This window comes from Paraburkholderia fungorum (genome assembly GCF_046027605.1).
In the GTDB taxonomy this organism is placed as follows: Bacteria; Pseudomonadota; Gammaproteobacteria; order Burkholderiales; family Burkholderiaceae; genus Paraburkholderia; species Paraburkholderia fungorum_F.
On sequence record NZ_JAQQEF010000034.1, the window covers coordinates 20,555 to 45,017 of the forward strand.

At 60.0% G+C, this 24,463-nt stretch carries 23 protein-coding genes and 2 pseudogenes; 13 read left to right on the forward strand and 12 right to left on the reverse strand.

Features of this window, described 5'->3' with window-relative positions:
• Positions 1-30: 30 nt before the first annotated feature.
• The 4 genes from PQR53_RS34415 to PQR53_RS34430 all read left to right on the forward strand — a co-directional run bounded on the left by PQR53_RS34415 (position 31) and on the right by PQR53_RS34430 (position 3,159).
• On the forward strand, positions 31-213 hold the full coding sequence (locus tag PQR53_RS34415; RefSeq protein ID WP_408464358.1) for a hypothetical protein: 183 nt from the start codon (positions 31-33) through the stop codon (positions 211-213).
• Between the two features lie 195 nt (positions 214-408).
• Positions 409-708, forward strand: coding sequence for an NUDIX domain-containing protein (locus PQR53_RS34420; protein WP_408464360.1), 300 nt, complete (start codon positions 409-411; stop codon positions 706-708).
• 264 nt (positions 709-972) lie between these two features.
• Complete coding sequence (locus tag PQR53_RS34425; protein ID WP_408464449.1) at positions 973-2,142, forward strand: zinc-dependent alcohol dehydrogenase; 1,170 nt, start codon at positions 973-975, stop codon at positions 2,140-2,142.
• Between the two features lie 486 nt (positions 2,143-2,628).
• Entirely contained in the window at positions 2,629-3,159 is a 531-nt protein-coding gene (locus PQR53_RS34430; protein WP_408464362.1) for a CinA family protein, read from the forward strand.
• 219 nt (positions 3,160-3,378) lie between these two features.
• On the opposite strand, the gene PQR53_RS34435 is transcribed toward PQR53_RS34430, so the two are convergent.
• The gene (locus PQR53_RS34435; protein WP_408464364.1) at positions 3,379-4,593 is read right to left on the reverse strand and encodes a zinc-dependent alcohol dehydrogenase; all 1,215 of its coding nucleotides are present in this window, start codon (positions 4,591-4,593) and stop codon (positions 3,379-3,381) included.
• Between the two features lie 198 nt (positions 4,594-4,791).
• Between PQR53_RS34435 and PQR53_RS34440 the strand changes: the two genes are divergently transcribed.
• The 4 genes and pseudogenes from PQR53_RS34440 to PQR53_RS34455 all read left to right on the forward strand — a co-directional run.
• On the forward strand, positions 4,792-5,802 hold the full coding sequence (locus PQR53_RS34440; protein WP_408464451.1) for an SDR family oxidoreductase: 1,011 nt from the start codon (positions 4,792-4,794) through the stop codon (positions 5,800-5,802).
• A gap of 577 nt (positions 5,803-6,379) precedes the next feature.
• Positions 6,380-6,964 carry a glutathione binding-like protein gene (locus PQR53_RS34445; RefSeq protein WP_408464366.1) on the forward strand — a complete coding sequence of 195 codons (585 nt, stop codon included), beginning with the start codon at positions 6,380-6,382 and terminating at the stop codon, positions 6,962-6,964.
• 1,028 nt (positions 6,965-7,992) lie between these two features.
• On the forward strand, positions 7,993-9,702 hold the full coding sequence (locus PQR53_RS34450; protein ID WP_408464368.1) for a hybrid sensor histidine kinase/response regulator: 1,710 nt from the start codon (positions 7,993-7,995) through the stop codon (positions 9,700-9,702).
• A 441-nt stretch (positions 9,703-10,143) separates the two neighbouring features.
• Positions 10,144-10,374 (forward strand): annotated as a pseudogene (locus PQR53_RS34455) (GMC family oxidoreductase); the annotation flags it as partial.
• A gap of 215 nt (positions 10,375-10,589) precedes the next feature.
• Here PQR53_RS34455 and PQR53_RS34460 read toward each other — a convergent pair.
• The 3 genes and pseudogenes from PQR53_RS34460 to PQR53_RS38960 form a co-directional block, all read right to left on the reverse strand.
• The gene (locus PQR53_RS34460; RefSeq protein WP_408367218.1) at positions 10,590-10,715 is read right to left on the reverse strand and encodes a hypothetical protein; all 126 of its coding nucleotides are present in this window, start codon (positions 10,713-10,715) and stop codon (positions 10,590-10,592) included.
• A gap of 114 nt (positions 10,716-10,829) precedes the next feature.
• A pseudogene (locus PQR53_RS34465) lies at positions 10,830-11,237 on the reverse strand (GFA family protein).
• A 46-nt stretch (positions 11,238-11,283) separates the two neighbouring features.
• Complete coding sequence (locus PQR53_RS38960; RefSeq protein WP_459251637.1) at positions 11,284-11,433, reverse strand: DUF6496 domain-containing protein; 150 nt, start codon at positions 11,431-11,433, stop codon at positions 11,284-11,286.
• Between the two features lie 351 nt (positions 11,434-11,784).
• Here PQR53_RS38960 and PQR53_RS34470 point away from each other — a divergent pair, with 351 nt between their 5' ends.
• The 5 genes from PQR53_RS34470 (at position 11,785) to PQR53_RS34485 (ending at position 14,135) form a co-directional block, all read left to right on the forward strand.
• Complete coding sequence (locus PQR53_RS34470) at positions 11,785-12,687, forward strand: SDR family oxidoreductase (RefSeq protein ID WP_408464370.1); 903 nt, start codon at positions 11,785-11,787, stop codon at positions 12,685-12,687.
• A gap of 22 nt (positions 12,688-12,709) precedes the next feature.
• Positions 12,710-12,970 carry a hypothetical protein gene (locus PQR53_RS34475; protein ID WP_408464372.1) on the forward strand — a complete coding sequence of 87 codons (261 nt, stop codon included), beginning with the start codon at positions 12,710-12,712 and terminating at the stop codon, positions 12,968-12,970.
• 280 nt (positions 12,971-13,250) lie between these two features.
• The gene (locus tag PQR53_RS38975) at positions 13,251-13,544 is read left to right on the forward strand and encodes a DUF3022 domain-containing protein (RefSeq protein ID WP_494471276.1); all 294 of its coding nucleotides are present in this window, start codon (positions 13,251-13,253) and stop codon (positions 13,542-13,544) included.
• A complete protein-coding gene (locus PQR53_RS34480; protein ID WP_408464453.1) occupies positions 13,526-13,777 on the forward strand; it encodes a type 2 periplasmic-binding domain-containing protein in 252 nt (83 codons plus the stop codon). The genes PQR53_RS38975 and PQR53_RS34480 overlap by 19 nt, the downstream gene beginning before the upstream one ends.
• Positions 13,707-14,135, forward strand: a complete 429-nt coding sequence (locus tag PQR53_RS34485) for a LysR substrate-binding domain-containing protein (protein ID WP_408464374.1) — start codon at positions 13,707-13,709, stop codon at positions 14,133-14,135. The genes PQR53_RS34480 and PQR53_RS34485 overlap by 71 nt, the downstream gene beginning before the upstream one ends.
• A 680-nt stretch (positions 14,136-14,815) precedes the next feature.
• Here PQR53_RS34485 and PQR53_RS34490 read toward each other — a convergent pair.
• The 8 genes from PQR53_RS34490 to PQR53_RS34525 form a co-directional block, all read right to left on the reverse strand.
• Positions 14,816-15,955 carry an ATP-binding protein gene (locus tag PQR53_RS34490; RefSeq protein ID WP_408464376.1) on the reverse strand — a complete coding sequence of 380 codons (1,140 nt, stop codon included), beginning with the start codon at positions 15,953-15,955 and terminating at the stop codon, positions 14,816-14,818.
• Positions 15,956-16,054: 99 nt separating this feature from the next.
• Entirely contained in the window at positions 16,055-16,774 is a 720-nt protein-coding gene (locus tag PQR53_RS34495) for a Crp/Fnr family transcriptional regulator (protein ID WP_408464378.1), read from the reverse strand.
• Between the two features lie 581 nt (positions 16,775-17,355).
• Positions 17,356-18,807 (reverse strand): IS1182 family transposase, encoded by a 1,452-nt coding sequence (locus PQR53_RS34500; protein WP_408464380.1) that lies wholly within the window; start codon positions 18,805-18,807, stop codon positions 17,356-17,358.
• A 243-nt stretch (positions 18,808-19,050) separates the two neighbouring features.
• Entirely contained in the window at positions 19,051-20,109 is a 1,059-nt protein-coding gene (locus PQR53_RS34505; RefSeq protein ID WP_408464382.1) for a Cj0069 family protein, read from the reverse strand.
• Positions 20,110-20,300: 191 nt separating this feature from the next.
• The gene (locus PQR53_RS34510) at positions 20,301-21,338 is read right to left on the reverse strand and encodes a hypothetical protein (RefSeq protein ID WP_408464384.1); all 1,038 of its coding nucleotides are present in this window, start codon (positions 21,336-21,338) and stop codon (positions 20,301-20,303) included.
• Positions 21,339-21,435: 97 nt separating this feature from the next.
• Positions 21,436-22,170, reverse strand: a complete 735-nt coding sequence (locus tag PQR53_RS34515) for a superoxide dismutase (protein ID WP_408464386.1) — start codon at positions 22,168-22,170, stop codon at positions 21,436-21,438.
• A 38-nt stretch (positions 22,171-22,208) separates the two neighbouring features.
• Complete coding sequence (locus PQR53_RS34520) at positions 22,209-23,393, reverse strand: chromate transporter (RefSeq protein ID WP_408464388.1); 1,185 nt, start codon at positions 23,391-23,393, stop codon at positions 22,209-22,211.
• Positions 23,390-24,370, reverse strand: coding sequence for a chromate resistance protein ChrB domain-containing protein (locus PQR53_RS34525; RefSeq protein WP_408464390.1), 981 nt, complete (start codon positions 24,368-24,370; stop codon positions 23,390-23,392). Before PQR53_RS34525 ends, PQR53_RS34520 begins: the two co-directional genes overlap by 4 nt.
• Between the last annotated feature and the right edge of the window lie 93 nt (positions 24,371-24,463).

A 24,463-nucleotide genomic window follows, 5' to 3' on the forward strand; every position in this document is an offset into this window, starting at 1 on the left:
GGCAAAGACGGCGGGTAACCATATCGTTGAATGGCTCGATTACGCGTCCGCGCAGGTGGCAATCGCCGCAGCGGCTGGCAGCCGCAGAACAAGATCGAGAAATTCGGTTTGGAGCCGCCGATCAGGCAACCCGGCCAACCGGCCGCGCTCGTGCCGGTTCATCTGCTGCTGGGTCATGAAGCGAGCTTCGTCACCGGCGAAGTGTATGGGTAACGGGCGGCAATCGTTTAGTGTAAGCACGACCCGGCAATTTCAAACGATGATTTCAAAGTACCCGGTATGGGGAGCAGCCGCCGCTTCCCCCCAAACGAGGCGGGCGGCAGGCAGAAGATGAAAGACAGGGCAACCGTTGTATGCGTTCGGGACGACCGTATTTTGCTGGTTGCCAGGCAACGGTCGAGATAGGCCTTGCCCGGTGGACGGATTCGCCGGGGCGAGTCGCCACAGGACGCTGCGTCGAGAGAACTGGGCGAAGAAACGACTCTTGTCGCCGACGCTCTGGTTTATCTCTTCCAGTTCAACGGCTTCGACACGCAGCATTACGTCTTTTTCGCGGACGTCGACCCTCTGTTATCCGCGCAAGCCCGCAACGAAATTGTCAGGTGCGGGTGGTTCACTCCGGCCAAGGTAGAGACGCTCTCGGCGAGCGTACCAACGCGTGGGATCGTGGCGCTTTTCTGCCGACATATCGGCGACTTGAAAGGCTGATGAGGCCGTGCAGAGGTCGAGCGCCAAACGCGCGAGAACCCCGCCGCCGCATGAGGTCTATACGACAGTGCCCTGCGGTAAACCGTGGACAGAATTGCTTCGAGTGCGCAACGAGGCCTTTTTTGCAAGCCGATCGTCGGCCAACAACTGCCGACGAAGCTCCCGACATTCGTGGTACGGCCGTTGCTCAGTTGAACAGATCGAACCCGGTATCCGGCCAAACCCTCGGTGCGCAAATTGGCCACTATCCCTCAGGAGAGTCACATGAGAGCACTTCGCTGGCACGGCAAGCATGACATTCGCTGCGACACGGTTCCCGATCCGATCATCGAAGAAGGCCGCGACGCAATCATCAAGGTATCGACCTGCGCGATTTGCGGATCGGACCTGCACCTGTTCGACGGTTTCATGCCGACCATGGAAAGCGGCGACATCATGGGACACGAATTCATGGGCGAGGTTGTCGAAGTCGGCAAAGACAATGCGAAACTCAAGGTGGGCGACCGTGTCGTGGTGCCGTTCACCATCTTCTGCGGCGAATGCGAGCAGTGCAAGCGGGGCAATTTCTCGGTGTGCGAGCGCAGTAATCGCAACAAGGAGAAGGCTGACAAGGTGTTTGGTCACACGACCGCCGGGCTCTTCGGCTACTCCCATCTGACCGGTGGTTATCCCGGCGGCCAGGCAGAATACGTCCGAGTCCCGATGGCCGACACCACCCACGTGAAGATTCCGGACGGCCTGACCGACGAGCAGGTTCTGTTTCTCGGCGACATCTTCCCGACCGGTTGGCAGGCCGCCGTGAACTGCGACATCCAGCCTGACGACACAGTCGCGATCTGGGGGGCGGGTCCGGTCGGTCAGATGGCAATTCGCAGCGCCGTCCTATTGGGCGCGAGACAGGTTGTGGTGATCGACCGCGTGCCGGAACGACTCGCGATGGCGCGTGCGGGCGGCGCGACCACCATCAATTTCGACGAGGAAAGCGTGCTGGACCGCCTCAAGGACCTGACCAACGGAAAGGGGCCAGAAAAATGCATCGATGCCGTGGGCATGGAGTCGCATGCAACTCGCTCCTTCGATGCCGTGTACGACCGCGTCAAGCAGGCGGTGATGCTTGAGACCGACCGTCCCCATGTGCTTCGCGAAATGATCTATGTTTGCCGCCCTGCGGGAACGCTGTCGGTGCCGGGTGTCTATGGCGGTCTGATCGACAAGATCCCGTTCGGCGCGTCGATGAATAAAGGCCTCACCTGGAAAATGGGTCAAACCCATGTCAATCGGTGGACCGACGATTTGCTCGAGCGGATCCAGGAAGGCCAAATCGACCCCTCCTTTGTCATCACGCATACCGTATCGCTGGAAGATGGACCGGGCATGTACAAGACATTCCGCGACAAAGAAGACGGCTGCATCAAGGTCGTGCTGAAACCTTGATGCCCCTCTCACGTTGCCGCACTGAGGTCAGCGCCTCAGGCGTCGTTGCAGACGACGCATTCATGGCAAAGCTGGGAACTGCGATGCAGAAAACCAGCCATCCTCTGATTAAGACGGATGGACTCCATCAAAGCGCGAGTGACCTGCGCGAGCGATCGGGCAAGAACGGTCGCGTCCGAGAGACGAGCGTGTACACAGAGGCAGTCATGAACAAGCGAGTCGGCGGCCTGCTGCTGGCGGGAGCGGCAGGGTTTGTCCTGGCGTCACTCTCCCACAGGTCGGCGCGGACAAAAGCGACTCGCTGAGCGAGGGGTAAGTCTCGAGGTTGAAAAGTGGGACTTACCGTGGGACATACCCTATCACGTTCATCGGCGGCCGCTTTTCAGAACTATCAGTTCTCGTCCTGGGGCCGCGTGCGCTTTCGCCGGATCCGGACCGTCTCTTGCTACGTGGAAAGAGACGTTTCCTCCTTCCCTGGGTGCGGCCATGAATGTCCTTATGCAGGTCGTGTCGTTCCTGTCATCGCGCGGGCTGAAACTCGCCACGGCCGAGTCGTGTACCGCGGGGCAGATCGCGTCTTATCTTGCCAGCGTACCTGGAAGTGGTGCGTGCCTCGATGTCGGTTTTGTGAGCTATTCCCCTTCGGGCAAGGTCGGCTTTCTCGGTGTCAAGCAGTCAACAATTGAACGGTGCGGTCTCACCAGTGAATCAGTCGCGCGTGAAATGGCCGAAGGTGCGCTCCAACAGGAGGGTTGTTGCGCGGACATTGTCGTGTCCAACACGGGACTGGCGGACGATGGAACGGAAGGCGGGCCGCCTCCTGGCACGCAATGCTATGCGTGGGCATTCCGCACGCGGGAAGGCAACGTAGTCACGTTTTCCGAGACACGAAGGTTCGCGGGCAACAGGAACGAAATTCGCTCGGCGGCCGCACTCTATGCTCTGTCGCGCATCGAGCATTACTTCAACGAAGTCGCCAACGTAGGGCGGCAAATTTACACGAGGCCCAGGACATGAACCTGTCATTCTCGGGATTTGCACGCGGAAAAAGACGTGGCACAAGCGCTAAAGCCCGGTTTCGGCGCACACATCGGCAAACCGGGTGTCGCCGGCGTCGTTACCTGCGGCGCTCGGACGCTATCGTCTTGCTGCGACGCATAAAGTTGTGACATGAGCAGTCCATACGTTCGCCTATCCACGCGTTCCGGCGGGCCTGCGCCGGAACGCGTGGTGGGGTCATGCGGACGGTTTCAACTCGACCTTGATCCAGCCGGGCTGACGTTCGTCGAAAGCCTTGAAAGCGTCAATCGCGTTGGTCATCGATTCACACTGGGTGAGGATTTTCGACGGATCAATTTTGCCGGTTCGCACCATTTCCACCAGTTGCGGCACGTACCTGCGATGATTGCAATTGCCCATGCGGATCGTCAGGTTCTTGTTCATCGCCATGCCAATCGGGAAGAACGAATCGGTGGGCGGATAGACGCCGATGATCGAGAGCGTGGCCGCCTTCGCGAGCGCCTGAACCGCCCATTGCAGCGCCTGCGACGGCGCATCACCCGGATGCCAGTTGTCCCCATGCGGACGGGCGTGGGACGCGATCTTTTTCCCCTCTTCCTCGAAAGCCTGTTTTTGTTCTTCGGCCTGCGCGGCCGCCGGACCTGCGTGCGCATGAACCGCGTCGACGCCCACTGCATCGATCGCTGAATCTACACCGATACCGCCGGTTAGCGATTTGATCGTCTCGACGGGATCCTCCTTGTCGAAGTCGATAACTTCGGCGCCCTGCTCACGTGCCATCGCCAGGCGTGAGGCGAGACAATCGACTGCGAAGATACGGCCTGCGCCCATCAGTTTCGCCGAAGCGACCGCAAACTGGCCGACCGGGCCGCAGCCAAACACCGCTACCGTCTGACCGGGCTTGATGTTGGCAAGGTCCGCGCCAAAATAGCCTGTCGGGAAAATGTCGGAAATCGGAATCGCCTGCTCGTCGGTCACTTCGTCGGGCAACTTGACCAGATTGACGCTTGCGAATGGCACACGCACTTTCTCGGCCTGCATCCCGTTCAATCCACCGGCCGCTTTGGGGCCGCCGTAGAACACGGTGCCCGCGCCAGGACCATTCGGGTTCGCGTTATCGCATTGCGCATAGTAACCGGCGCGACAATAGGAACAGTAACCGCAAGCCACCGTGGACGGCACAACTACACGGTCGCCAACCTGGAAATTTCGCACGCCCTCACCTATTTTTTCCACGATGCCCACGCCCTCGTGACCGAGGATAGTGCCTTCGTCCACACCTTCGAAGGTGCCTCGAATGAAATGAAGGTCCGTGCCGCAGATCGCGCTCGTTGTCAGCCGGACAATCGCATCGGTTGGCTGCTCCAGCGTGGGCTCAGGTACATCTTCAAGGCGAATATCGCCAATGCCGCGAAAGACAATCGCTTTCATCATGGGCTCCTAGGATGGACTTAAAGACTGGGATGGACTCACCGCATGACGCGACGATCCAACGCTGCGGATCGACGCGCAAGCGACATTCCCACATCCGAGTGCCACCGGCCGTTTGCTGAGCAGGAACCCCGTTTGCTCATAAAGCAACGGCTAGCCGACCGCCACCCTTCCCCCAGCCTCTACTCCGGAGTAGTCATGCCTTCAGATGATCCCAAATCGACCACGCGCCGCAAGTTGATGCAGGGCGCGACAGTCGGACTCGCTACCGCCGTCGCGGGACGTGCCGTCGCGCAGACGGGCGCGCCGAATGGGACGGCAGAAGCTGCGCCACCGCAAGATTCGCGCAACCTGTATCCGCGTCCGCCCTTCCCAGCCCAGCAGCAGCCGTGGCCGGGTCTTGCGGGCCGCATGAATCCCCGCCCCGACCATGGCGAGTCCAGTTACCGAGGCAGCGGCCGCCTCGCAGGTCGGCGAGCGCTCATCACCGGCGGCGACTCCGGCATTGGCCGTGCGGCGGCAATTGCTTACGCGCGCGAAGGCGCCGATGTCGCTATCGTTTATCTTCCACAGGAAGAGCCCGACGCACGCGAGATCATCCAGATCATTCGAGCGGCGGGACGCAAGGCAGTGGCTCTGCCCGGTGACATTCGAAGCGAGGCGTTTTGCCAATCTATTGTCGAGCAGGCCGTAGCCGGGCTCGGCGGGCTTGATATTCTCGTCAATAACGCCGGTCGCCAGCAGAGTCACGATTCCATCCTGGACATCAGCACCGAGCAGTTCGACTGGACGCTTCGTACGAACCTGTACGCTCTTTTCTGGATCACGAAGGCCGCGATACCGCACATGCCGCCCGGTGCGGCGATCGTCAATACCGCCTCAGTCAATGCCTATGACCCCTCGGCGAATCTGCTGGACTATGCGATGACCAAGGCGGCAATTGCGAATTTCACGAAAACGCTCGCAAAACAGCTGATCGAGCGGGGAATACGGGTCAACGCAGTCGCGCCCGGTCCTTTTTGGACTGCGCTTCAGGTCACGGGCGGCCAGACGACTGAAAACGTGCAGAAGTTCGGTCAACAGGTGCCCATGGGGCGACCGGGCCAACCCGCTGAAATTGCGCACGTTTATGTGGACCTTGCGTCGAGCCAGGCAAGCTACGTTACCGGGCAGATTTATGGCGCTATGGGCGGTACGGGACAGCCGTAGTGCATCGGCACGACGCGGGCGTGACGGTGGCGCAACCGCGCGAGTCGGTTACCGCTTGCGCGCTTCCGGCTTGTATTGCATACAAATGGAACCAGCCGTTCGCGTCGACGCGTTCGCAAAGGTCACCGGGCCCCGCACTTCGCTTCGGACTTTCTGTTGCCGGGGCTCGCTTATGCATCGGTCGTGACCAGCCACACCGCCCGGGGACGCATCGTGCACTTCGAGTTGACTTGCGTCCGTCCGGCCGATAGCGTAATCGGCTTGTTCGCGCGTGCCGACTTTGAAATGCGATCTTGCACGTGCCCGATTTGATGGGAGGCGGCTAGTCGAACAGTTCGGCGCTGCCGCTTGGCTCCGATGAAGTTCGCCAGGCTGGCCAGATCGTCGCGCTGGGACGCGGCTTAACGCATTGAGATTGAATACGACCGTCAGCTGAGCGGTCTTCCAGTTTGGCAAAGGCGGCGAAAGAATTTGTTGCTTTGCGGTGGCGTCGCGGCATGCGACGGCCCGCCGTGGAAGATGGCACAGCCTTTGCTCGGTGGTAGGAGGGCCATTTCACGATTAGGAGACATCTATCATGAAACTATACTATTCACCGGGTGCGTGCAGCCTCGCCGACCATATCGCGATGCATGAGGCCGATCTCAGCTTCGACCGCGTTCGAGTCGACTTGAAGACCAAGGAAACCGAGACTGGAGATCAGTTCGACCAAATCAATCCCAAGGGCTACGTCCCAACCCTTGAGATGGATGACGGCCAGCGACTGACTGAAAACGTCGCAATCCTTTCGTGGGTCGCGCAGCGCAAGCCCGCCCTTGCGCCCCATGGCGAAGCCGGCAACTTACGCCTGCTTGAAATGCTGGCATTCATTTCGACTGAGATCCACAAACAGTTCGGCCGTATTTTCAAGCCTAGTTCGGATGCGGAGGCAACGGCCGCACGCGAGAAGGTCGGGCAACGCTTTCGGTTGATCGCCGGTATGTTTAAAGGCGATTACCTGTTCGGAAGCGAAATGAGCGTGGCAGATGCCTATCTGTTCACCATGCTACTTTGGGCGAAAAAAGCGGGTATCGAAGTGCCTCAAAAATTGACGGCCTATGTTGAACGGATGCGCGCGCGTCCGGCCGTACAACTTGCGCTGAAGCACGAGGGGCTGGATTGACGAGACGGAGGGCCGGAAAAGTCCTCCGGTCTTCCAACGGAGCGCGGCAGCTACAAGGCGTGCGGTTGCGCACGCTTTGTCGTTGTCGTTTCTGGCTGTCTGGAAGCCGGGTCTCGTGCATTCTGTGCAGTATCTCTGGATGGCTGTTATATGGCGCAGACCAGTCATCACCGGGCGCCGAGGCCACAGGCGCTGTGTGGCCAGACGTCACCTTGAGGCACTGTACCGGGTAGCGGCGAGCCCTCCTGCCAACCAGCCAGCACAGGCGCGTTCTTCAGCCTGCATAGATCGAGGGAACGCAAACACGCTGGATCCGAAGTCAGGTCTCGTGACGCGATAACACGGGCACGTATCGGCCAGTTTCGGCGCCAGTTCGAGATTGATGCCCGAGAATACTCCTTCCAGGGGCATAAACATGTTGCGCAAGGCTACCCGCCGTTTGAAACGTGCCAGCGTGCATCCTTTAACCGATAGATTCAGTCGTCTCCAGGCAACCCGCTTCCTGCGTTCAGAAGACTTGCACAGTGCTTGACTCGCCGCGCCAGAAGGTCCGGCCGACACACCCCGGGCTCAAATGTATCCGCAACGTTGTCGAATCCGCAGTTGGCAAAGGTTCGACAGGCTAAACGCGCCCGGCTCCACAAAGTTTGCGTTCGTCGGTACGTGCAGCACTTTGCCGGATCACGTTAAACCATTGCGTGCGTAAAGCCCTTGCCAGCGCCAAGGGGTCTTCATTACCAGTACCCGAGCCGCCCGCGCTTCGGCCAACCGTAGCGGGTTCTGAGCTCTCGTCGGGTAAGAGCGACATCCACAGGCGTATCTCGATCTGATGACCTGAGGTCCGACCCGTGGATGAACGCCCGCGCGCCGGTAAAGCCTCGTACAATTAGTGTCCGTCGGCGGGTACCCTGACTGAACCATTTGGGCTCGCTTGCCGCAAGATACTTTCGCGACGTCCTGAAGGCCATCACGCAGCCGCTGCTATCGCAGCGATTCGGCTCTACCCTTTCTCCGCGCGACTCGATGCCATGGAAAGCACTCGCAAACCCGCACAAACGAACGAACTCAGCATGCGTCCGGTACGACCAGCAGACTTAGCCGCTGAAAACGGCGTCTTGCTGAGGCTCGCTCGTGCGCAGTCGGGGTCGCGCGAGCGGCTCTTACAGGAAATAGCGAACGGTGCACTTTCGCTCTGCGATGCAGGCAGTTCCGGCATCAGTCTCGTCGAGGGTGCGGACCTGCGAAAGCACTTTCGCTGGCTGGCTGTGGCAGGCTTATGTCTGGGACTGCAGGGCAGAACGACAGCGTGGCAGGAATGCCCGTGTCGGCTCGCGCTGGAGTCCGCAGCTCCCCAGTTGTTCGTTCGGCCCCAGACCCACTTTCCCAGCTTGCGGTTTCCCGGCGTTGACATTGCCGAAGGACTCGTCGTTCCCATTCCGACCGAAACCGGCTTCGTTGGCGCGATCTGGGTGATGTCGCACACACCGGAACGCCACTTCGACCTTGAAGACGTCCGCTTGCTCACGAACCTCGCCGTCTCCGCGGGCGCTGCGCTAACCATCGTGGATGCCCGTGATACCGGCGAGGAAAGCGAGCGACGGCACAGCGAATTCATCGCGATGCTCGGCCATGAACTGCGCAACCCGATGGCGCCGATCGATAGCGCGGTCGGCGCTGCCAAACAGTTGTGCGCGGATAACGAACAGGCGGTTGCAGTCCTCACCATTGCGCAGCGGCCGATGAGACATCTTCGGACTCTTGTCGACGATCTGCTGGACGCGGCGCGGCTGAAGCACGGCAAGCTCGCCATCAAGCACAGCGATACGTCGCTCGACGAGATTGCGTTCGATGCCATGACGGCCGTGAAGCACCATATTGAATCGAGACGTCACTCCCTCAGGTTGTCCGGCCTTGAGGCGCCAGTTCCAGTCACTGCCGATCACGTGAGGCTGAGCCAGGTTTTCGGCAACCTGCTGTCCAATGCAGCGAAGTACACGCCGATCGGCGGCACCATCGATCTGGCCGTGACGATCGTTGCCGAAAAGAGTGACTCCGCGCGTAAGAATGTGGTCGTTATTGAAGTGCGCGACAACGGAATCGGAATCGACAGTTCGATGCAGCCGCACGTTTTTGAACTCTTCGCGCAGTCTGCGCGCGGTAATGCCAGGGCAGAAGGCGGATTGGGCATCGGCCTTGCCGTCGCGAAGCGAATGGTGGAACTGCACGACGGAACGATCTCGCTTCACAGCGACGGAACAGGCAGGGGCACGTCAGTCACCCTGCGACTGCCTATATTGCGATCTGGCCCGGGCACGACGGCGACGGTCGATACTGCGCAGTCGCTCTGTCTGGGGCCTGTAAGGCTGCTACTCGTAGATGACAACGTGGATGCGTTGCAGTCGCTAGGGGTCCTGCTGGAGCTGGAAGGACATCAGGTCACGACGTGCAACGGCGGCCGTGAAGCGGTCCAGTTGATCAAGGAAACACTGCCCCAGGTCGCCATCATCGACGTCGGCATGCCAGACATGGACGGCTTTGATGTCGCCCATGCGGTGAGGGCTGACAGCGGGCTTGATAATGTCATGCTCGTAGCGCTTACTGGCTACGCGGCAGAATCGGACAAATCCCAGGCATTGGCTGCGGGCTTCGACTTTCATCTCACCAAACCCCGATCGCTCGAGAAGTTGCAGTACATACTGGCAAACCGCGCTGGCGGAAAACTGGCCGGCATCGTTTGATTCCGGGTGCGTAACCAGGCCCGACCTTTTCTGCCCGGCAGCGCCTCGTTCGGAGAAGCACTAAAGCCATCGGCGACGGCCAGAAATTCCGAGCGGTGCCGCGTATCCGATGGTGCGGTGCCCGCCCCCGGCAACTCAGCCGTGCCGAATGCCGCAGTCATACCGGCTGATGAATTGCTCGCTCAAAACAGGTGACAGTAGCCGCCCGAAATCTTTCGGGGAGAGTGCTTACTCCGTGACGTACTCGCCGTTCATGAGTGACCACGCGTCGTTAGCGACACCGCATGCCCCCGGGCATGTTCGTGGTGACGCTCACGCAGTGCGGCGGTCAGGCGGTCAACATCTCGTGAATCGGAGTCGGGAACACATCGCCGTTCATTTGGCCGCCGCCGGACTTCATGGAACAGGCGCTTTGGCGCTGCAGAAGGCGGCGAAATCTGACGGGAAAACGACGACACGTGCCACCTGCACGGCACGGCACGTATGGGCGATGATCCGTCAACCAGCGTGGTCAACGCCGATTGCCGGAACTGGGATATCCCCAATCTATGAATATGCGACGGCTCGGTGTTTCCGACTGTCGGTGGCGTGAATCCTTCGCTGACCATTCAGGCGATAGCGTGCCGAACCGTCGGTCGCATCGTCGAACTGGCTGCGCGCGGCGAACTTTAAGCCCCCCCACCTTTGCAGGACGGATATGCAGAGCGCGAGCCGATTTCAGTCGCGAGAGGTTAATGAAATCGACCTCAAGTCAGGTTGACGCTCCAACGCATCCTGTGCGAGTTTGCCGAGCCGAAAGCTCTGAGCATGTCTCCCATGAGCGCGGTACGACTGAACGGGCATCCGTCAGCGGAGCGGACGCCCATTCAGCGACGAGCGCCATGCCATTACGGCTGTCGCTGTCCACCCTGGTGCTGCGGTGCCTTTTGCTGGTTCTGCTGCTGTTGGCCTTGCTGTTTGCCTGTTTCCTTCGGGTTGGCGGGTTGGGAATTCGATTGCTTCGTATCACTCATGTCGACACTCCTTGCCGGATACGCCGGCTGCTTTACAAAAAGAGCAAGCCGCGTTCCGCCGCGGATGCAGACTTTGCAACCGCAGAGCTAAGCGGGCCGCATTCATCCTGTGGCTTACGCGGTTCTCCCTTTGTCATATTCGGTGCGCACGCCCGCGGGCAGCCACGGCTCCTTGTGACAACACCACAGTTCGTAACTCGGCTCATACAGGCCAACACGGTCGAAAGCGCCCAGCGGAAGATCCAACTCCTCGCCATCGAGGTATTCCATGAATGCCACCGATCCGCATACCGGGCAAAAATGCCTTCGCGCTTCGGGTGAACTCTGCCAAGCCTGCGTCGGCCCGGAGAACGCTACAGCACCACGCTCGAACATCGCGTAACCGCCGAGTACGTTGCCATGTATTCGCCGGCACGTCATGCAATGGCATATCTACACGCGCCTGGGTCGCGTGCTCACGCGGAACCGCACCGCTCCGCACGCACACCCGCCGGTTTCTTCGATTGGTTCCCTGTTCGTCACCACGATGCACCCCTTCGCCCGCAATCTGGACTGCGCGCCACCGGTTCTACTTCTCGCTCTTAGGAATCTTTGCACCCGACTTGCGCGCCTGGTCCAACGCAATTGCTACAGCCTGTTTGTGTGGCTTACCGTATTTTGTTTCGGTCTTGACATTGTGCGACACGGTGTCCTTCGACTTCCCTCTCTTAAGCGGCATGATGTTCTCCTGTCGATCAAAATAGTCCTGAGGAAGCAGCCGCCCGGCGGAGCGGCTACACGTGGAGCAATCGCAACATGCGGCGTGCCACTTTGGCGACGGACGTGCAGCGATGGGGCTCCGTTTTTCCGACCGTCGGCAGCGTCAATCCTTCACCGACCATTTAGGCGATAGCGTGCCGAACCGTCGATCGCATCGTCGAGCTGGCTGCGTGCGGCGAACTGCAAGACATCGCCGTGCGGGTGTGCAGGCCCTTAACCCAGGAATGCCCGTTGCTCAATCGTAGAGCCCACGCAGAAGGCGTCACGCGATGCCCGCTGCGGCCACCGACCGACGCAAAGGAGTGCGCACATGTCCGACACCAAAAACCGGTTCACCATGCAGGACCCCACGAAGCAATACCCCCAGCCGCCTTTCGAACGCCAGCCGCAGTCGCCCCCGGGCCTCGCGAAACAGATGAACCCGCAGCCCGATCACGGCGAGAACAGCTACAAGGGTTTCGGCAGACTGGCAGGCCGACGCGCGCTGATTACGGGCGCGGACAGCGGGATCGGCCGTGCGGTTGCGATCGCCTTTGCGCGCGAAGGCGCCGACATCGCGCTGAATTACCTGCCGAGCGAAGAAGCGGACGGCCGTGAAGTCATCCAGATGGTCGAGGCCGCCGGCCGCAAAGCTATCGCGCTGCCCGGCGATATCGGCGACGAAGCGTTTTGCACGCAGCTTGTCGATCAGTCGATCGGGCAACTCGGCGGCCTCGATATCCTGGTGAACGTCGCGGGCAAGCAGACTTACGTCGATGACATCGCCGAGCTTTCGACGGAACAGTTCGAAGCGACCTTCCGCACCAACGTCTTCGCCATGTTCTGGCTGTGCAAGGCTGCGTTGCCGCATCTGCCGCCAGGCGCGACCATCATCAACACAACGTCGATCCAGAGCTATCAGCCCAGTCCCGGGTTGCTCGATTATGCGTCGACCAAGGCTGCCATCACGGCCTTCACCCATGCACTGGCGAAACAGGTCGTAGGCAAGGGTGTCCGTGTGAATGCCGTTGCGCCCGGGCCGGTATGGACGCCGCTGCAACCGAGCGGTGGTCAACCACAGGAAAAGGTCGAGAAATTCGGTTCCGAGGTTCCGATGAAGCGACCGGGACAACCTGCCGAACTTGCGCCGGTCTATGTGTTGCTGGCGTCGCAGGAGTCGAGCTTCGTGACGGGCGAAGTGTATGGCGTGACTGGCGGCAATCACCTGACGTGATCGGCGCCTGTCCTCTGGCAGATTGACCGGCACCTACTGGCTTGCCGCACTTGCCGGTGTGCTTACAACGGGCGCTTCGCTAACCGGCGCGTCCGTCGAGCTGGCCGCGCTGCCTGCAGCGCTATCCGCCCGTTTCGCGGCATTGCTGGTGCCCGCCGTACCGCTCGGGCCGGCGGAATTGCTCAACGCACCGCTGCTTGCCGAGTCCATCGCACCTGGGTTCCCGTTATCCGTCCTCTTGCATCCGGAGGCCACCGCGACCAGCGCGGCGATCGAGACATAAATGAACTGATTCGTCATCGTCCGCTTCATGACCTGGGTACCTCCAAAGGTATGTTGTGCAACATCATGTTGCGTGCCGAATTTCTACCGAATAGCGAGCATCGGTCATGCCCGATTACTGATCTGGCAACGGTCGCGCTTTCGTAAGGAATGCGCATTGCTCCACCTCCCGGTGATCACTTGTGATTAGTCGACGGCGCACGGGCCCACGTGCGGGGATGGCGCCGTGACGACCTGTTCAACACGCCGGCCTGCCGGAGGTACGGATGAATGAAGCGAACATGGACCAACGTCTCGAAGAAATAGAACTGGCGCTTGCCGCTATCTTCGAATCGCCCAAAGCACCAGCGGTCAGCAGTTATGACGAAGGCACTCGCCTATTCCTGCAGTTATCGTGGGTTGTCGAATCTCATCGCGATACGACGCTCGACGCGCGGTGTGTCGGCGCGCGCGGGAGGTGTTCCATCAACTCGAGCAGGCACGCTACGAAGTGGACGCGCTCTCTAGCGGCCTTTCCGGCAAGATTTCAGTGGGTGCAGTCGCCACCGTGCTGCCGGTGTTCGCGCCGGAGTTGATACTTGAGTTAAAGCGGCGCGCGCCGCAGGTCAACGTTGCGTTGCACGAAGCGACTAGCGACCGGCTCTTTCCCATGCTCGCAAATGGATCGCTCGATTTCGTGTTGGAGCCGCACCGAGCCGGTAGGTTTCGGCAAAAGCGAATTCGCGTCGCGCGCCATCATGGACGATCCGATCGTGGTGGTGTGCGGGCGAGATCATCCGCTAGCGAGCCGCAGAAACGTCGCAACTGAAGACCTTGCCGGTTTGCCCTGGATCCTGCCGCCGAAGGAGGCGCCCACCTACCTCGCTTTGCAAAGCTGGCTGGCCGATTCGGGGCTCGCGTTCCCCGACGGTTGCGTGCAATCCATTTCGTTGCCGACCAACGAGGCCATTCTGGCGAACTACCCATTTCTCGCACTGATGCCATTGGCCGTTGCGCGCAAGCGAGCCGGCCGCGTCGGTCTCGCCATCCTCGCGATACCTGGCGCGAGCTTTCTCGAGACCGTGCAATTGTTCTATAGCACTTCGTCCGTGAATTCCGTGTTGCCTGCGGCGCTGGAATGCGTCGGCGCAGTTCAGGAGCGACTATGCCGGTCGATAGCTGATTGATTGGGCCCCGCCCTATGGCGCGGAGCGAACGACGGCTTACGAGTCGAAGCCGGCCGCACCAAAATCAGGCTCGGGACGCCGTTCCTGGCCGAACTTCGCCCGACGACGACCGACTCAGGGCGACCCAAAAGCGACGGATACCTCTGCGACGTCGCCGACTGCTATGCATGCGATGACGGCCGATCAGGCGGTGCAGTTTGACGCACTCCGTAAAACGAATTCCACCAGCCCGCGTACGCCAGGCATATGAAATGCTGGCCTATTGATGCCAGCAGGCGCACCCGAAGTGCGGATCGGCGAGATAGTCGGAGGTGGCGAAAATGGACATGCTAAAAATTGCGCGCGAGTCGGGACTGGCAATAGTCCTGGACGCCAAGATCGGACGCGAGGAATACACGAGCGTATCCGGGTCAACGAGTGCACTCTTGCGATTTGGCGAGGCGGTGCGGTCGGCTTCGTTACGTGTACGCCGGCGTTTCACCCGTTCGAGCCCTCTAGGCGACCGGATAATGGTCGCAAGAAAAAAGCACGCAAACGGGCTTCCGGTGAGTGTTGCGCGAAAGATCAAGCGCCCATCAACGCCGTGAGTCGCAAGTTGGTCGCGCTCGCCCGATCAGGGCTTTCCGTGCAGCAGACGATACAACATTGAGTGGGGCGCTCCTCCTCGCGGCCGGGGACCATCAATCCCCAATTGCGGTTCCATTTGCACGCGGGAGTGACACCGAAAATGACGTCTCTGTTTCGTCGGAGCGCGCTTCGATCGTACCGTGATGGGCCTTGGCGATTTCGCTGGCAATATACAGACCCAATCCGAGGTTTCCCGTCCTGTCATATTTGCTCTGGTGTTCCGGCCCCCGCGTCAGCGGATCGAAGATGCACGCCAGCGTTGCATGCTCGATGGCTGGGCCGCAATTTCTGACGTCGATACGGACGTGCGTTACGTCGCCCGTCACCACAACCCGCACGGGCGAGTCCTTGGCCCCATACTTGATGGCATTGAGCACAAGATTTTGAAGCAATTGCTGCAGACGCTGGCCGTCCCAGACTCCCTGCGAATCGCCACTCAGATGTAACTCGATCTGCCGGTCAGGATGAATTGCACGCAACTCGTCCAGTTCGTCGGCAAGCACGTCCGCCAGATTGACATCCTTGGGTGCGACGTTAATGCCCAAGCCCAGCTTGCTCCGGTTGAAATCGGTCAGGTCATCAAGCAACGCCTGCATCCGGGCTCCACTACGTATCAGGCGGGAGGCGGCCCCCGATACTTGCTCCCCTGCATTGAGCGCCGCCAGACAAGATGCAGTCACCTGAATTGCCTGGAGTGGGCTGCGCATGTCGTGTCCCAGCATGCCAAGCAGGAGGTTCCGGTTCTGTTCGATCTGCACACTGAAAAAGCTGACCGATTCGGCAAGGGCCTGGTCGATCGCTTCATTGAAACGAATGATGTCGTCCAGATCAGGCGCTTCGGGTTCACAATCGTCCGCCCACAAACGAAGTACGCTTGCGCGCAGTGCGCGATATTCGGCGGCGAGCTGGTTAATATTGAAGCCGGCTTTTGCCCTCAGAAGGGCATGAGTTTGCGCGGCCGTTTCGGTCGCATCGATCAGCGTGGGGGCTCGCCCAATCGATTTTTCGCGTTGGGCTTCTCTGGTCTGCGAAGTGCGCAAATCTTTTGCCACGGCGTGCAGGATCTGTTGTGCGTGGTCGCGCAACCCGGATGACTCCATGCTTGCCGCCGTCGGCAGAAGGGTGGCGGCGAACGCCTCCCACTGTGCCAGAATCGGCTCCTCGTCCCGCGAGATAAAGTCAGCAAGTCGCATGTCTGCGTCTCCAAAGCGTAAACCGCATGCCGAGGTCCGATCAGCGTACCAATGTTACGCGTAAATTAGGGACGAACTAGCGGAACCTGCCCGGAGCCTTTATATCGCCTGCAGATCGGGTAACAGTCGGGCGGACTCCCGTTTCACCACGCCATAGCAGTCGCAAGCGCGTTTTTCGAGCCCCTGCCGATCCAGCACCTCAATATGATCACCGCTGCATCGTATCAGCCCGGCATCCTGCAGCTTCATTGCTGCTTCGGTCATGCCAGCCCGTGGGACCCCAAGCATGTTCACAATGGACTCACGCGTTATCTTCTGTTCGTTCAGCGGTAGGCGATCGACACTGAGCAGCAGCCATCTGCACATTTGCTGGTCCGTCGAGTGATGCCGGTTACAAACGACCGTCTGGGCCATCTGCGTGATCAATGCCTGGGTGTAGCGCAGCAACAAGCGCTGCACCGGGCCAGCTCGGTCGAATTCCTCCTTGAGGATTCCGGCATCCAGGCGATACGCCTGCCCTGCGCTTTGCACGATCGCCCTGTTCGGCATCGTCTCTCCGCCCATAAACAGCGCGATCCCAACGATCCCTTCGTTACCCACGATCGCGATTTCTGCAGGCGCTCCGTCATGCATCAGGCGCAGCATCGATACAACTGATGTCGTCGGGAAATAGACGTTCTCCAGGTATGCGTCAGACTCATACACAATCTGCCCCAAGGGCATATCGACCGGCACCAGGCTCGCTGCGAGACGCGCCCATTCTGCGTCCGGCAGGACCCTGAGCAAGTGATTCTCTTTGGCACGATGTTCGTTCGTCATGTTTCCCGCTCCCAGGCATCTGGCGCAGAACCGCACTGCATGCGAAAGCCTCGTCTTGACGGGATCAGGCATTGAAGCCGTGATGAACGCGTCGAACAAACGGTATGAATGTCGCCGCGTTGTCTCGACCATCAGCCATGGCGTGATGCGTTTACGGCACACTGGGGCAACTCGCCACTGGCGGATGCGCCTAGGAAACATGAGCGCCTCACGGCGCAGCGGGCACGTCTGTACGGTAGCGTTCAAGGCTGTCCGCCCGGTGATCCTAGCCGATATCGCTTTTTTTCGGGCGATATCCAGCCCCCTCGTCCTGAGTCGATCGCTTCGAACGGTTAATGGCACCAGGTGAACGGCCAGTATGGCGGGCAAGAGCAAGATCAAGGCATGGTCAACGAACGTCCCTTGTCGTTCAGCAAACGGGCGCGCGATGCTTGGTCAAGTGACTGAGACTGGCCGAGGCCGTGTAAAAACGCGTGTGCCGGCAGTCTGTCGAGCGACTGGTGAGGCCGCGCCCTCGCAGCTTCCTGTTGTCTACGACTGAACTGATTGCGCCACGCCCGCAAGCATAGGCAGATGTGAGACTACGCGCCTGCCAGCCTCATCGCTCGGAGTGTCTTTGCAAACCCGAGGATCTTCATGACGCGTTTGAGGTTGTACGCGAGCACATGCAAGCTCATTTCAGTCGAGACGTTCCCAAGCCTGCGCATCTGGAAGTGGGTTGAGCCCATCCAGTGCTTCAGCGTGCCAAACACGTGTTCGACCGTTCGTCGCCGTATTGTCATAGCGTCAAGCTGACGATCCAGTCTGCGTTGCATTCTGTCGAGTACCGCTTCATGTTCCCACCGGCGAATGCGCCGATACGGTGCCGGCGTGCACTGCTTTCTGAGCGGACAGTGTGGACAGGCACTGCTCCAGTAGGTACGCAGTTTCAGCAGATTGGCACTCTCCAACGAGGTGTAGCGGTATATCGCGCGTTGCCCTGCTGGACACAGATACTGGTCGTCTCTGGCGATGTAAATGAAGTCGGCCCGGTCGAAGCGGCCGTCAGCCTTTGCACCGGAGGTTTGTGATTTGGGCACTAGGGCCGCAATACCCGCGTCGTCGCATGCCTTGATCTCTGGTGCGCTGAAGTATCCACGGTCTGCCAGTGCCTTAATTCTCTTCTTGCCCATCGCTTCGCGCGCCGCTTTGGCCATTGGGCTCAACTGCGTCCGGTCGTTGCCGACATTCGTGACTTCATGAGTAACAATGAGATGGTGCCGGGCGTCGACGGCGACCTGAACGTTATAGCCAAGCACGCCCGTACCCTTGGCTTGAGAGATCATTGAGCGTGAGTCGGGATCGGTCAGCGAGACCTGCTTTTCAGGCAGGTCGTTCAGAAGCTCCGCTGCGCGATCCAGATCGCGCATCTGTTCACGCAGCGTCTCGATCTTCTCCCGTAAGCGTTCAGTCTTCGCTTCTACCTCGGCCGGTTGAGTGCGATCGGCGGTCTCCAGTGCATCGAGATAACGCTGGATACTTTGCTCGATCTGCTCCTGGCGTCGTGCAATCTTGTTGGGCGTGAAGTTGTTATCGCGGCTGTTGACCGCCTTGAACTTGCTACCGTCGATGGCTACGACCGCTTGTGTGAACAGCTTCAGGTCCCGGCATATCATCACGAAGCGACGGCACACGTTGCGAATGCCTTCACCATTGCTCCGCCTGAACTCGGCAATCGTCTTGAAGTCTGGCGCGAGCCGGCCGGTCAGCCACATCAATTCGACATTGCGCTGGCACTCGCGCTCCAGGCGTCGGCTAGACTGCACGCGATTGAGATACCCGTAGATATAGATCTTGAGCAGCACGGCCGGGTGGTAAGAAGGTCGCCCTGTGCTTGCCGGCGTGGTGCCTTCGAATCCGAGGGATGCCAGTTCGAGTTCTTCGACGAACGCGTCGACAATCCGTACAGGGTTGTCTTCAGCGATGAAGTCATCGAGACACTCTGGCAATAGTGTGGTCTGACTGCGTTGCGCACCTTCGACAAATCGCCCCATCTGCGCCTCTCGTTTCAGCAGGTTGCTTCAGTCTAGGTGATCACACGCGTTTTTACACGGCCTCGGCCATTTACGGTCAATCATGAGAGTCTGGCGAATGACCGGAGTTTGCGCTTGAGCGGACCTTCGTGGCTTTAGCCATCCTGCCCAACTGCAGCGATCACCGTTTCACGGGAGCTTCGATGGCGATGTTCGCTGTAGAAATCATGCTGCTCGCAATCTGGGCGAACACCAGTTCGAAGACTATTTTTTTCGCAGACGTTCGCTCACGAGGCGAGCAATGGCCGCCGGTGCTTGCTCCGGTATGGCAAAAACCGAGCTGACGTTGATCTCGCAGAGTACGTAGGTATCCTCGCCCGATTCGGTGCGCGGCCCATACAGAAAGTCAGCATCCCAGATAATCGGCAACGAAGCGCTGTCGATGCTCAGGAGATCCATCATTTGCGGCGTCCATTCGAGTTCCATTTTTGCTCTGAGGGCCTGAAACGGCTCGGCCGAGGCAGGGTGCATGATACGTGGCCCGGGCTGCGCAGCGTCAGAGTCTGGGCCTTCTGGTGGTGGGGGTATCAGCGCCTTGATCAACTGATGTCCAAACCCGACAACCTGGTCTGTTCCCATGTAGCAGCGAATCATGCCGTCGGGCAGGCGTGACTGGAAGGGTTGATCGACAATGCAGCCGTCAGGCGGGAGGTATGCCTCGCAGCGGGCCATGAAATCGTGCAGCGTTATCTCTTCCGGCACGCTCCCTCGGCGTGCATGCAGAACGCGAACCCATACCGTATCGCCGCCAGGCGGCGAGATCTGCTCGACTTTCCAGACCCCCTGACCACCATTGCCCCGGTTCTGTTTGAGAACGCGTGGCCCGGCTGATTCAAGCCGGGACGGGAACTCAGACTGGAACGCAAATCTGTCGCGATAGAGATGGGTATCCGTTCCCCAGCCGAGATTCCGGGTGCGATGCAGAACTTCCTTGACGCCCATCGTCAGGATGACGTCGGGGTGGGCACTGACCCAGGGTCCACGCGACGCCACCTCCCGCAGCAAGGTGTCAAGCGCTGCCCGGCTCTGCCCGTCGTGAATCGGATCAACCCATACCAGTACGCCGTCAACCTTCAGAAGCTGCTCACGCACTTCATCCACTATCTCGTCGGAATAGACAGCGGGTTGCGCCTCGATACCGATCGCCGTCAACTCTTCGAAGACGCGATAAAAGCGATTGTTCGCCGGTGTCGCACTTTTACGCGCCTCGTAATCGCCGCGCCACAGTACGGCCACCTTGGCGGCAGTTTTAGTTTGACTCATCTCGTCCTCCACAGTCGCCAGCATCCAGGGCGTCACTTAAGCGCGAACAACTTCGCGATTGGCAGGGTTGGCACTACGCATTCCGACTCCGTTGTCTTTATCACCGCTTGCCGGTCTTTCCAGGTGCAGGGAGCGATTCCGCCATCCGACGAAGTGTTTAACCGCCCGAGTGCGCCAGGATTGCCTCAGTCTTACGGTGCCATGATGCGCAACGTCGCCTGTCCCTGAACATCCTTGAGCGGGAAGTAGGCGCGATGCGTCGACTCATCTACCGCGACAACATGCGCGTTGGGACCGACCCGGCCGTCGCCAATCTTCGACACGTTGCCCGTGTCGGCTTTGAACATCGAGACGATGCCGGCTTCGCCAGCCACGTAGAGCAGATGCAGTTGCGAGTCGAAGGCCAGGACGTCCGGATCCTGACCGACGTCGAAGGACGACGTGACGCGCATCGTGCGCATGTCGAGCACCAGCAGCTTGTCGTTTCCTTCGCAGGCGATGAAGGCAAGCCGTTGCTGCGGTTCGATCAACAGCCCGTGATTTCCCTGCGCACCCGGCAGATCGATTCGTGCGACGATCCGGTCGCTGGCTGGGTCGATTTCTAACAGCTGCCGTCGGGATTGCACATTCACGAAGATGTGTCGGGAAACCGGATCGTACTGGGTATTGCCGACTTCACCGCCGAGCGGGATCGTTGCAATCCGCGTGTTCGAGCGAACGTCGATCACCGTCTCGGTGTCGCCCGTTTCGTCGGACACATAGAGCTTGTGCGCATCTGGCGCGTAGGCCATTCCGTCCGGGTAACTGCCGCCCGGCACGCGCGCGGTGATCTTTAATGTGGCTTCGTCAATTGCGACGATTTCATTTGAGCCGGTGGCCGATGCATACACGCGTGACATTGCGGGAATCGCTAATACGCCATGCACTGATCCCACGTCTGGAATCCGGGCGATCACGCGAGCTGCTCGCGTGTCAAACGCCACCACCTCGCCGTCGCCCAGGTGAGCAATGAATAGCAGTTGGCGGTTCGGGTCAAGGCTTGCGTAGTCGAGGCGGGTTGGCCGTCCGCCCAACGGAACGTCGGCGATCTGTTCCAACGGCAGGCCGCCCATTTCAAGATGGTCGTCCGCTCCTGACGTGGAGAACACCATGACTCCCAGCGCGGCTGCGATAGCGCACGCGGCAGAAAGCAGCCAACGGGCAGCAAGCCGAGTCCACAGCGCATTCATGATGCGAGCTTCATCATTGTGTCACCATGCGAAAGAGATCCGCGAGCGGCGCTCACTCAATCGTCTCCGTCTTCGCCAGACTCACGCATCATCCATTTCACGTCAGCCTCCGCGCAGGCGACGCTGCCTGTATCCGCATGGCCGCGTTGTCCCAATTGATGAGGCTGAAAAGCTGATTGACGTATTCGTTGCGTTTGTTCTGGTACTTCAGGTAGTACGCGTGCTCGAAAACATCGAGGATGAGGATGGGCTGGATGCCCCAGGCGGTCAGCTTCTGATGGTTCTCGCACTGCAGGATCATGAGCTTGCCTGTTGCAGGGTGGTAGCCAACAACGCCCCAGCCCGATGCTTCTACAGCAATCGTTGCAGCGACCAGTTGTGCCTTGAACTTCGCATAGGAACCGAAATTCCTGTCAATTGCTTTGGCCACCTCGCCCTTCGGTTCGCCACCCTTCCCCGAGATACTGGTCCAGTAAATGGTGTGCAGGATGTGGCTGGAAAGCTGAAACGCGAGCTCTTTCTCGTAGTACTTCACCAGCGCGAAGTCATTCGAGTCCCGCGCTTTCGCCAGTCCGTCTTCCGCCTTGTTCGCAGCAACTACTGCTGGCTTGTGGTGAAAGTTGTAATGCAGTTCGACGGTGCGCGCATCGATGACGGGTTCAAGCGCGTCGTAGGAAAATGGCAGCGGTCCAGCAACATACTTGCCGTCCGCATCTGTGAGCTTGTCGGTATAACCGGGCTCCTCTGCCGCACAGGCGGTTTGTGCCTGGGCCAGCATGATTCCCGCGCCAACAGCAGCGGTGTCCTGCAGGAAGGTCCGACGTGTTGCCATGATTACGTTCCTTGTAGAAGGCGCGCACGCGCATTCCGTCAGATCGCGTGCGAATGAATGAGCGGATAGACAGCAAGACCAAACAGGGCAGCCGCAACGACAATCACCGGCTCCTGCAGCTTCTTGAATCGCCAGAGCAACACGACCGTCACAAGCGCAAGCACGACAGTGGGCCAGTCAACGATCGAGCGCCGCGCGATGACAATGACTGAGCCGGTGATCGCACCCACGGCCGCCGCCGTAATGCCATCGACGAACGCCTTGACGGCAGGCAATCTGCCGTATTTCTTGAAGTACGGCGCTGGAAGCACGGTGAACAGGTAACAGGGCAGGAAGGTCCCGAGCGCGGCGACGCAGGCGCCCGGGAAGCCCGCGACCAGATAACCGATGAAGCCAACTGTGATGACGACCGGCCCTGGCGTAATCATCGCCACGGCCACCGCATCGACGAACTGCTTGTCGTTGAGCCAGTGATGCTCGGTCACCACGCCACCGTAGAGGAACGGCACGATCGCGAGTCCCGAGCCGAACACGAACGCGCCGGCCTTGGCGAAGAAAAGGCCGATCTGGCCGAGCAGTGGCAAGTCAAGACCACTTAGAACGCCGCTCACACCCGGCGCCTGCGTCACGGCAAGCGCATTCAATCCGCCTTTGCCAAGCCACTTCGGTGGTGCATGCCGGAACCAGTTGAGCAGGCCACCCGCGATAAACAGCCATGCGATCTCGGATTCAGTGACCACGGTGACGACCGCCAGCGTCAGGAATATCACCCACAGCAGTCTGTCTTTACCGACGGTCTTCCTGGTCAGCTTGTACGCGCTCATCGCGATGATTCCGACCACCGCGGCACCCACGCCGTAGAAGACTGCCTGCATCCACGAGAGGCCGCCAAACTGCGAGTAAGCCCAGCCGAGCGCCACAACCATCAGGAACGACGGCAGGACGAAAGCAATACCGGCCACCGTTGCACCAACGACGCGGTAATGGACGTAGCCGAGATAAATGCCGAGCTGTGCAGCGAGAGGACCTGGCATCATCTGGGCCAGCGCCAACCCCTCCTTGTAGTCCTGTTCGCTGATCCAGCCCCGGCGCTCGACCAGGTCGCGGTGCATGTAGCCGACCAGCGCCACCGGGCCGCCAAAACCGAAGGTACCGAGGCGCAGCATGTAAAGGACGATCTGGCCGAGCGTGTAGCCCGGTGCGGTCGCCGTCGTGGTGTTCATGAACGGCCCTCTGCGTTATTATTTTTTTTGCTCGTCGCAAAGTACGCGTAGATTGAATCGAGGACGTGCCCCATTTCGTCGAGCAGTTGATCGTCGTCCAGCGCGCGTTGTCGCGCGCCGGCCATCACCGCTTCGAAGCCGATCGCCTCGGGCACCGGTGCGCCGCCCACATCAAGCGCGTGCACCATTTCACCGAGCCGAAGAAGCGCCGCGTCGTCATCGAGACCGAAACTCACGAGCAGTACCTCAAACGTCACGCGCTCGCCCACGTGTGTAAAGGCGGCGCCGTCGAAGTCGAAGCCGAGTGCGTCCGGCGGGCAGGTCTCGGGCGAATCCAGCCAGTGGAACCGCGCTTTCGGGTCGATGAACCGACGGATCAGCCATGCGCTTGCGACGCGATCGACCCACAGCCGCTGTCGGGTTGCCCACGTGCGGGCCTGGTACTCGTCGCGCCGTAACGGCCGGATGGGCTGCTCGGCCGCATGTGGCTCACCCGGCGACAGGACCGTATCCGCGAGCGCTACAAAGTCTTCCCAGGCGATTTCGGCGTCAGTCGAAGCGGCGCCCGGGAAGTAGTCGATCGTCCGGATCGCGTCATAGTCCTTGCGCAGGCGACGCAACAGGCGGGTGACTTCCGCTGGTGCCTGGCCTCCGAGCGTCTTCCTCGCTGCACCCAGTGACGCAACAAAGGTCCCGTAATCGTCGTTGCGATCGAACAGCGCGCGGAAGTCCGCTTCCTGTGACGAGTCCAGACTTTGCGCCCGCAGCAGATGCGCAGTGCCGCCGGCTTCGTCGATGCTGCCAGCGAGTTCGCGCAACGTTTCCTCACGCTCCGGGGTATGCGGCAACACGTAGATGCCGTCGCGCAGGACGGCGCACCCCTTCGCTTTCAGCGCCCGCCACGCCCGCATGCGCGCGGTGGCGTTCTCGGTGGGGAACGTCAGGACGAGGACAGACCAGGTGGTTAAGGTATTCATGTAAAGTAAACTACACGTATGTAGCGTACTTTACAAATTATTTTTGTTTTGACTTCGGCGGAACCGCATTGACCGCGATTGAACGGAAGGGCC

Excerpts from the sequence above, each read along its gene's own strand:
- PQR53_RS34485 (WP_408464374.1), top strand. The coding sequence starts at position 13,707 with ATGGACGATCCGATCGTGGTGGTGTGCGGGCGAGATCATCCGCTAGCG.
- PQR53_RS34490 (WP_408464376.1), bottom strand. The coding sequence starts at position 15,955 with ATGCGACTTGCTGACTTTATCTCGCGGGACGAGGAGCCGATTCTGGCA.
- PQR53_RS34525 (WP_408464390.1), bottom strand. The coding sequence starts at position 24,370 with ATGAATACCTTAACCACCTGGTCTGTCCTCGTCCTGACGTTCCCCACC.
- PQR53_RS38975 (WP_494471276.1), top strand. The coding sequence starts at position 13,251 with ATGGACCAACGTCTCGAAGAAATAGAACTGGCGCTTGCCGCTATCTTC.
- PQR53_RS34495 (WP_408464378.1), bottom strand. The coding sequence starts at position 16,774 with ATGACGAACGAACATCGTGCCAAAGAGAATCACTTGCTCAGGGTCCTG.
- PQR53_RS34500 (WP_408464380.1), bottom strand. The coding sequence starts at position 18,807 with ATGGGGCGATTTGTCGAAGGTGCGCAACGCAGTCAGACCACACTATTG.
- PQR53_RS38960 (WP_459251637.1), bottom strand. The coding sequence starts at position 11,433 with ATGCCGCTTAAGAGAGGGAAGTCGAAGGACACCGTGTCGCACAATGTC.
- PQR53_RS34515 (WP_408464386.1), bottom strand. The coding sequence starts at position 22,170 with ATGGCAACACGTCGGACCTTCCTGCAGGACACCGCTGCTGTTGGCGCG.
- PQR53_RS34505 (WP_408464382.1), bottom strand. The coding sequence starts at position 20,109 with ATGAGTCAAACTAAAACTGCCGCCAAGGTGGCCGTACTGTGGCGCGGC.
- PQR53_RS34510 (WP_408464384.1), bottom strand. The coding sequence starts at position 21,338 with ATGAATGCGCTGTGGACTCGGCTTGCTGCCCGTTGGCTGCTTTCTGCC.
- PQR53_RS34425 (WP_408464449.1), top strand. The coding sequence starts at position 973 with ATGAGAGCACTTCGCTGGCACGGCAAGCATGACATTCGCTGCGACACG.
- PQR53_RS34415 (WP_408464358.1), top strand. The coding sequence starts at position 31 with ATGGCTCGATTACGCGTCCGCGCAGGTGGCAATCGCCGCAGCGGCTGG.
- PQR53_RS34520 (WP_408464388.1), bottom strand. The coding sequence starts at position 23,393 with ATGAACACCACGACGGCGACCGCACCGGGCTACACGCTCGGCCAGATC.
- PQR53_RS34430 (WP_408464362.1), top strand. The coding sequence starts at position 2,629 with ATGAATGTCCTTATGCAGGTCGTGTCGTTCCTGTCATCGCGCGGGCTG.
- PQR53_RS34470 (WP_408464370.1), top strand. The coding sequence starts at position 11,785 with ATGTCCGACACCAAAAACCGGTTCACCATGCAGGACCCCACGAAGCAA.
- PQR53_RS34445 (WP_408464366.1), top strand. The coding sequence starts at position 6,380 with ATGAAACTATACTATTCACCGGGTGCGTGCAGCCTCGCCGACCATATC.
- PQR53_RS34440 (WP_408464451.1), top strand. The coding sequence starts at position 4,792 with ATGCCTTCAGATGATCCCAAATCGACCACGCGCCGCAAGTTGATGCAG.
- PQR53_RS34460 (WP_408367218.1), bottom strand. The coding sequence starts at position 10,715 with ATGAGTGATACGAAGCAATCGAATTCCCAACCCGCCAACCCGAAGGAA.
- PQR53_RS34450 (WP_408464368.1), top strand. The coding sequence starts at position 7,993 with ATGGAAAGCACTCGCAAACCCGCACAAACGAACGAACTCAGCATGCGT.
- PQR53_RS34435 (WP_408464364.1), bottom strand. The coding sequence starts at position 4,593 with ATGAAAGCGATTGTCTTTCGCGGCATTGGCGATATTCGCCTTGAAGAT.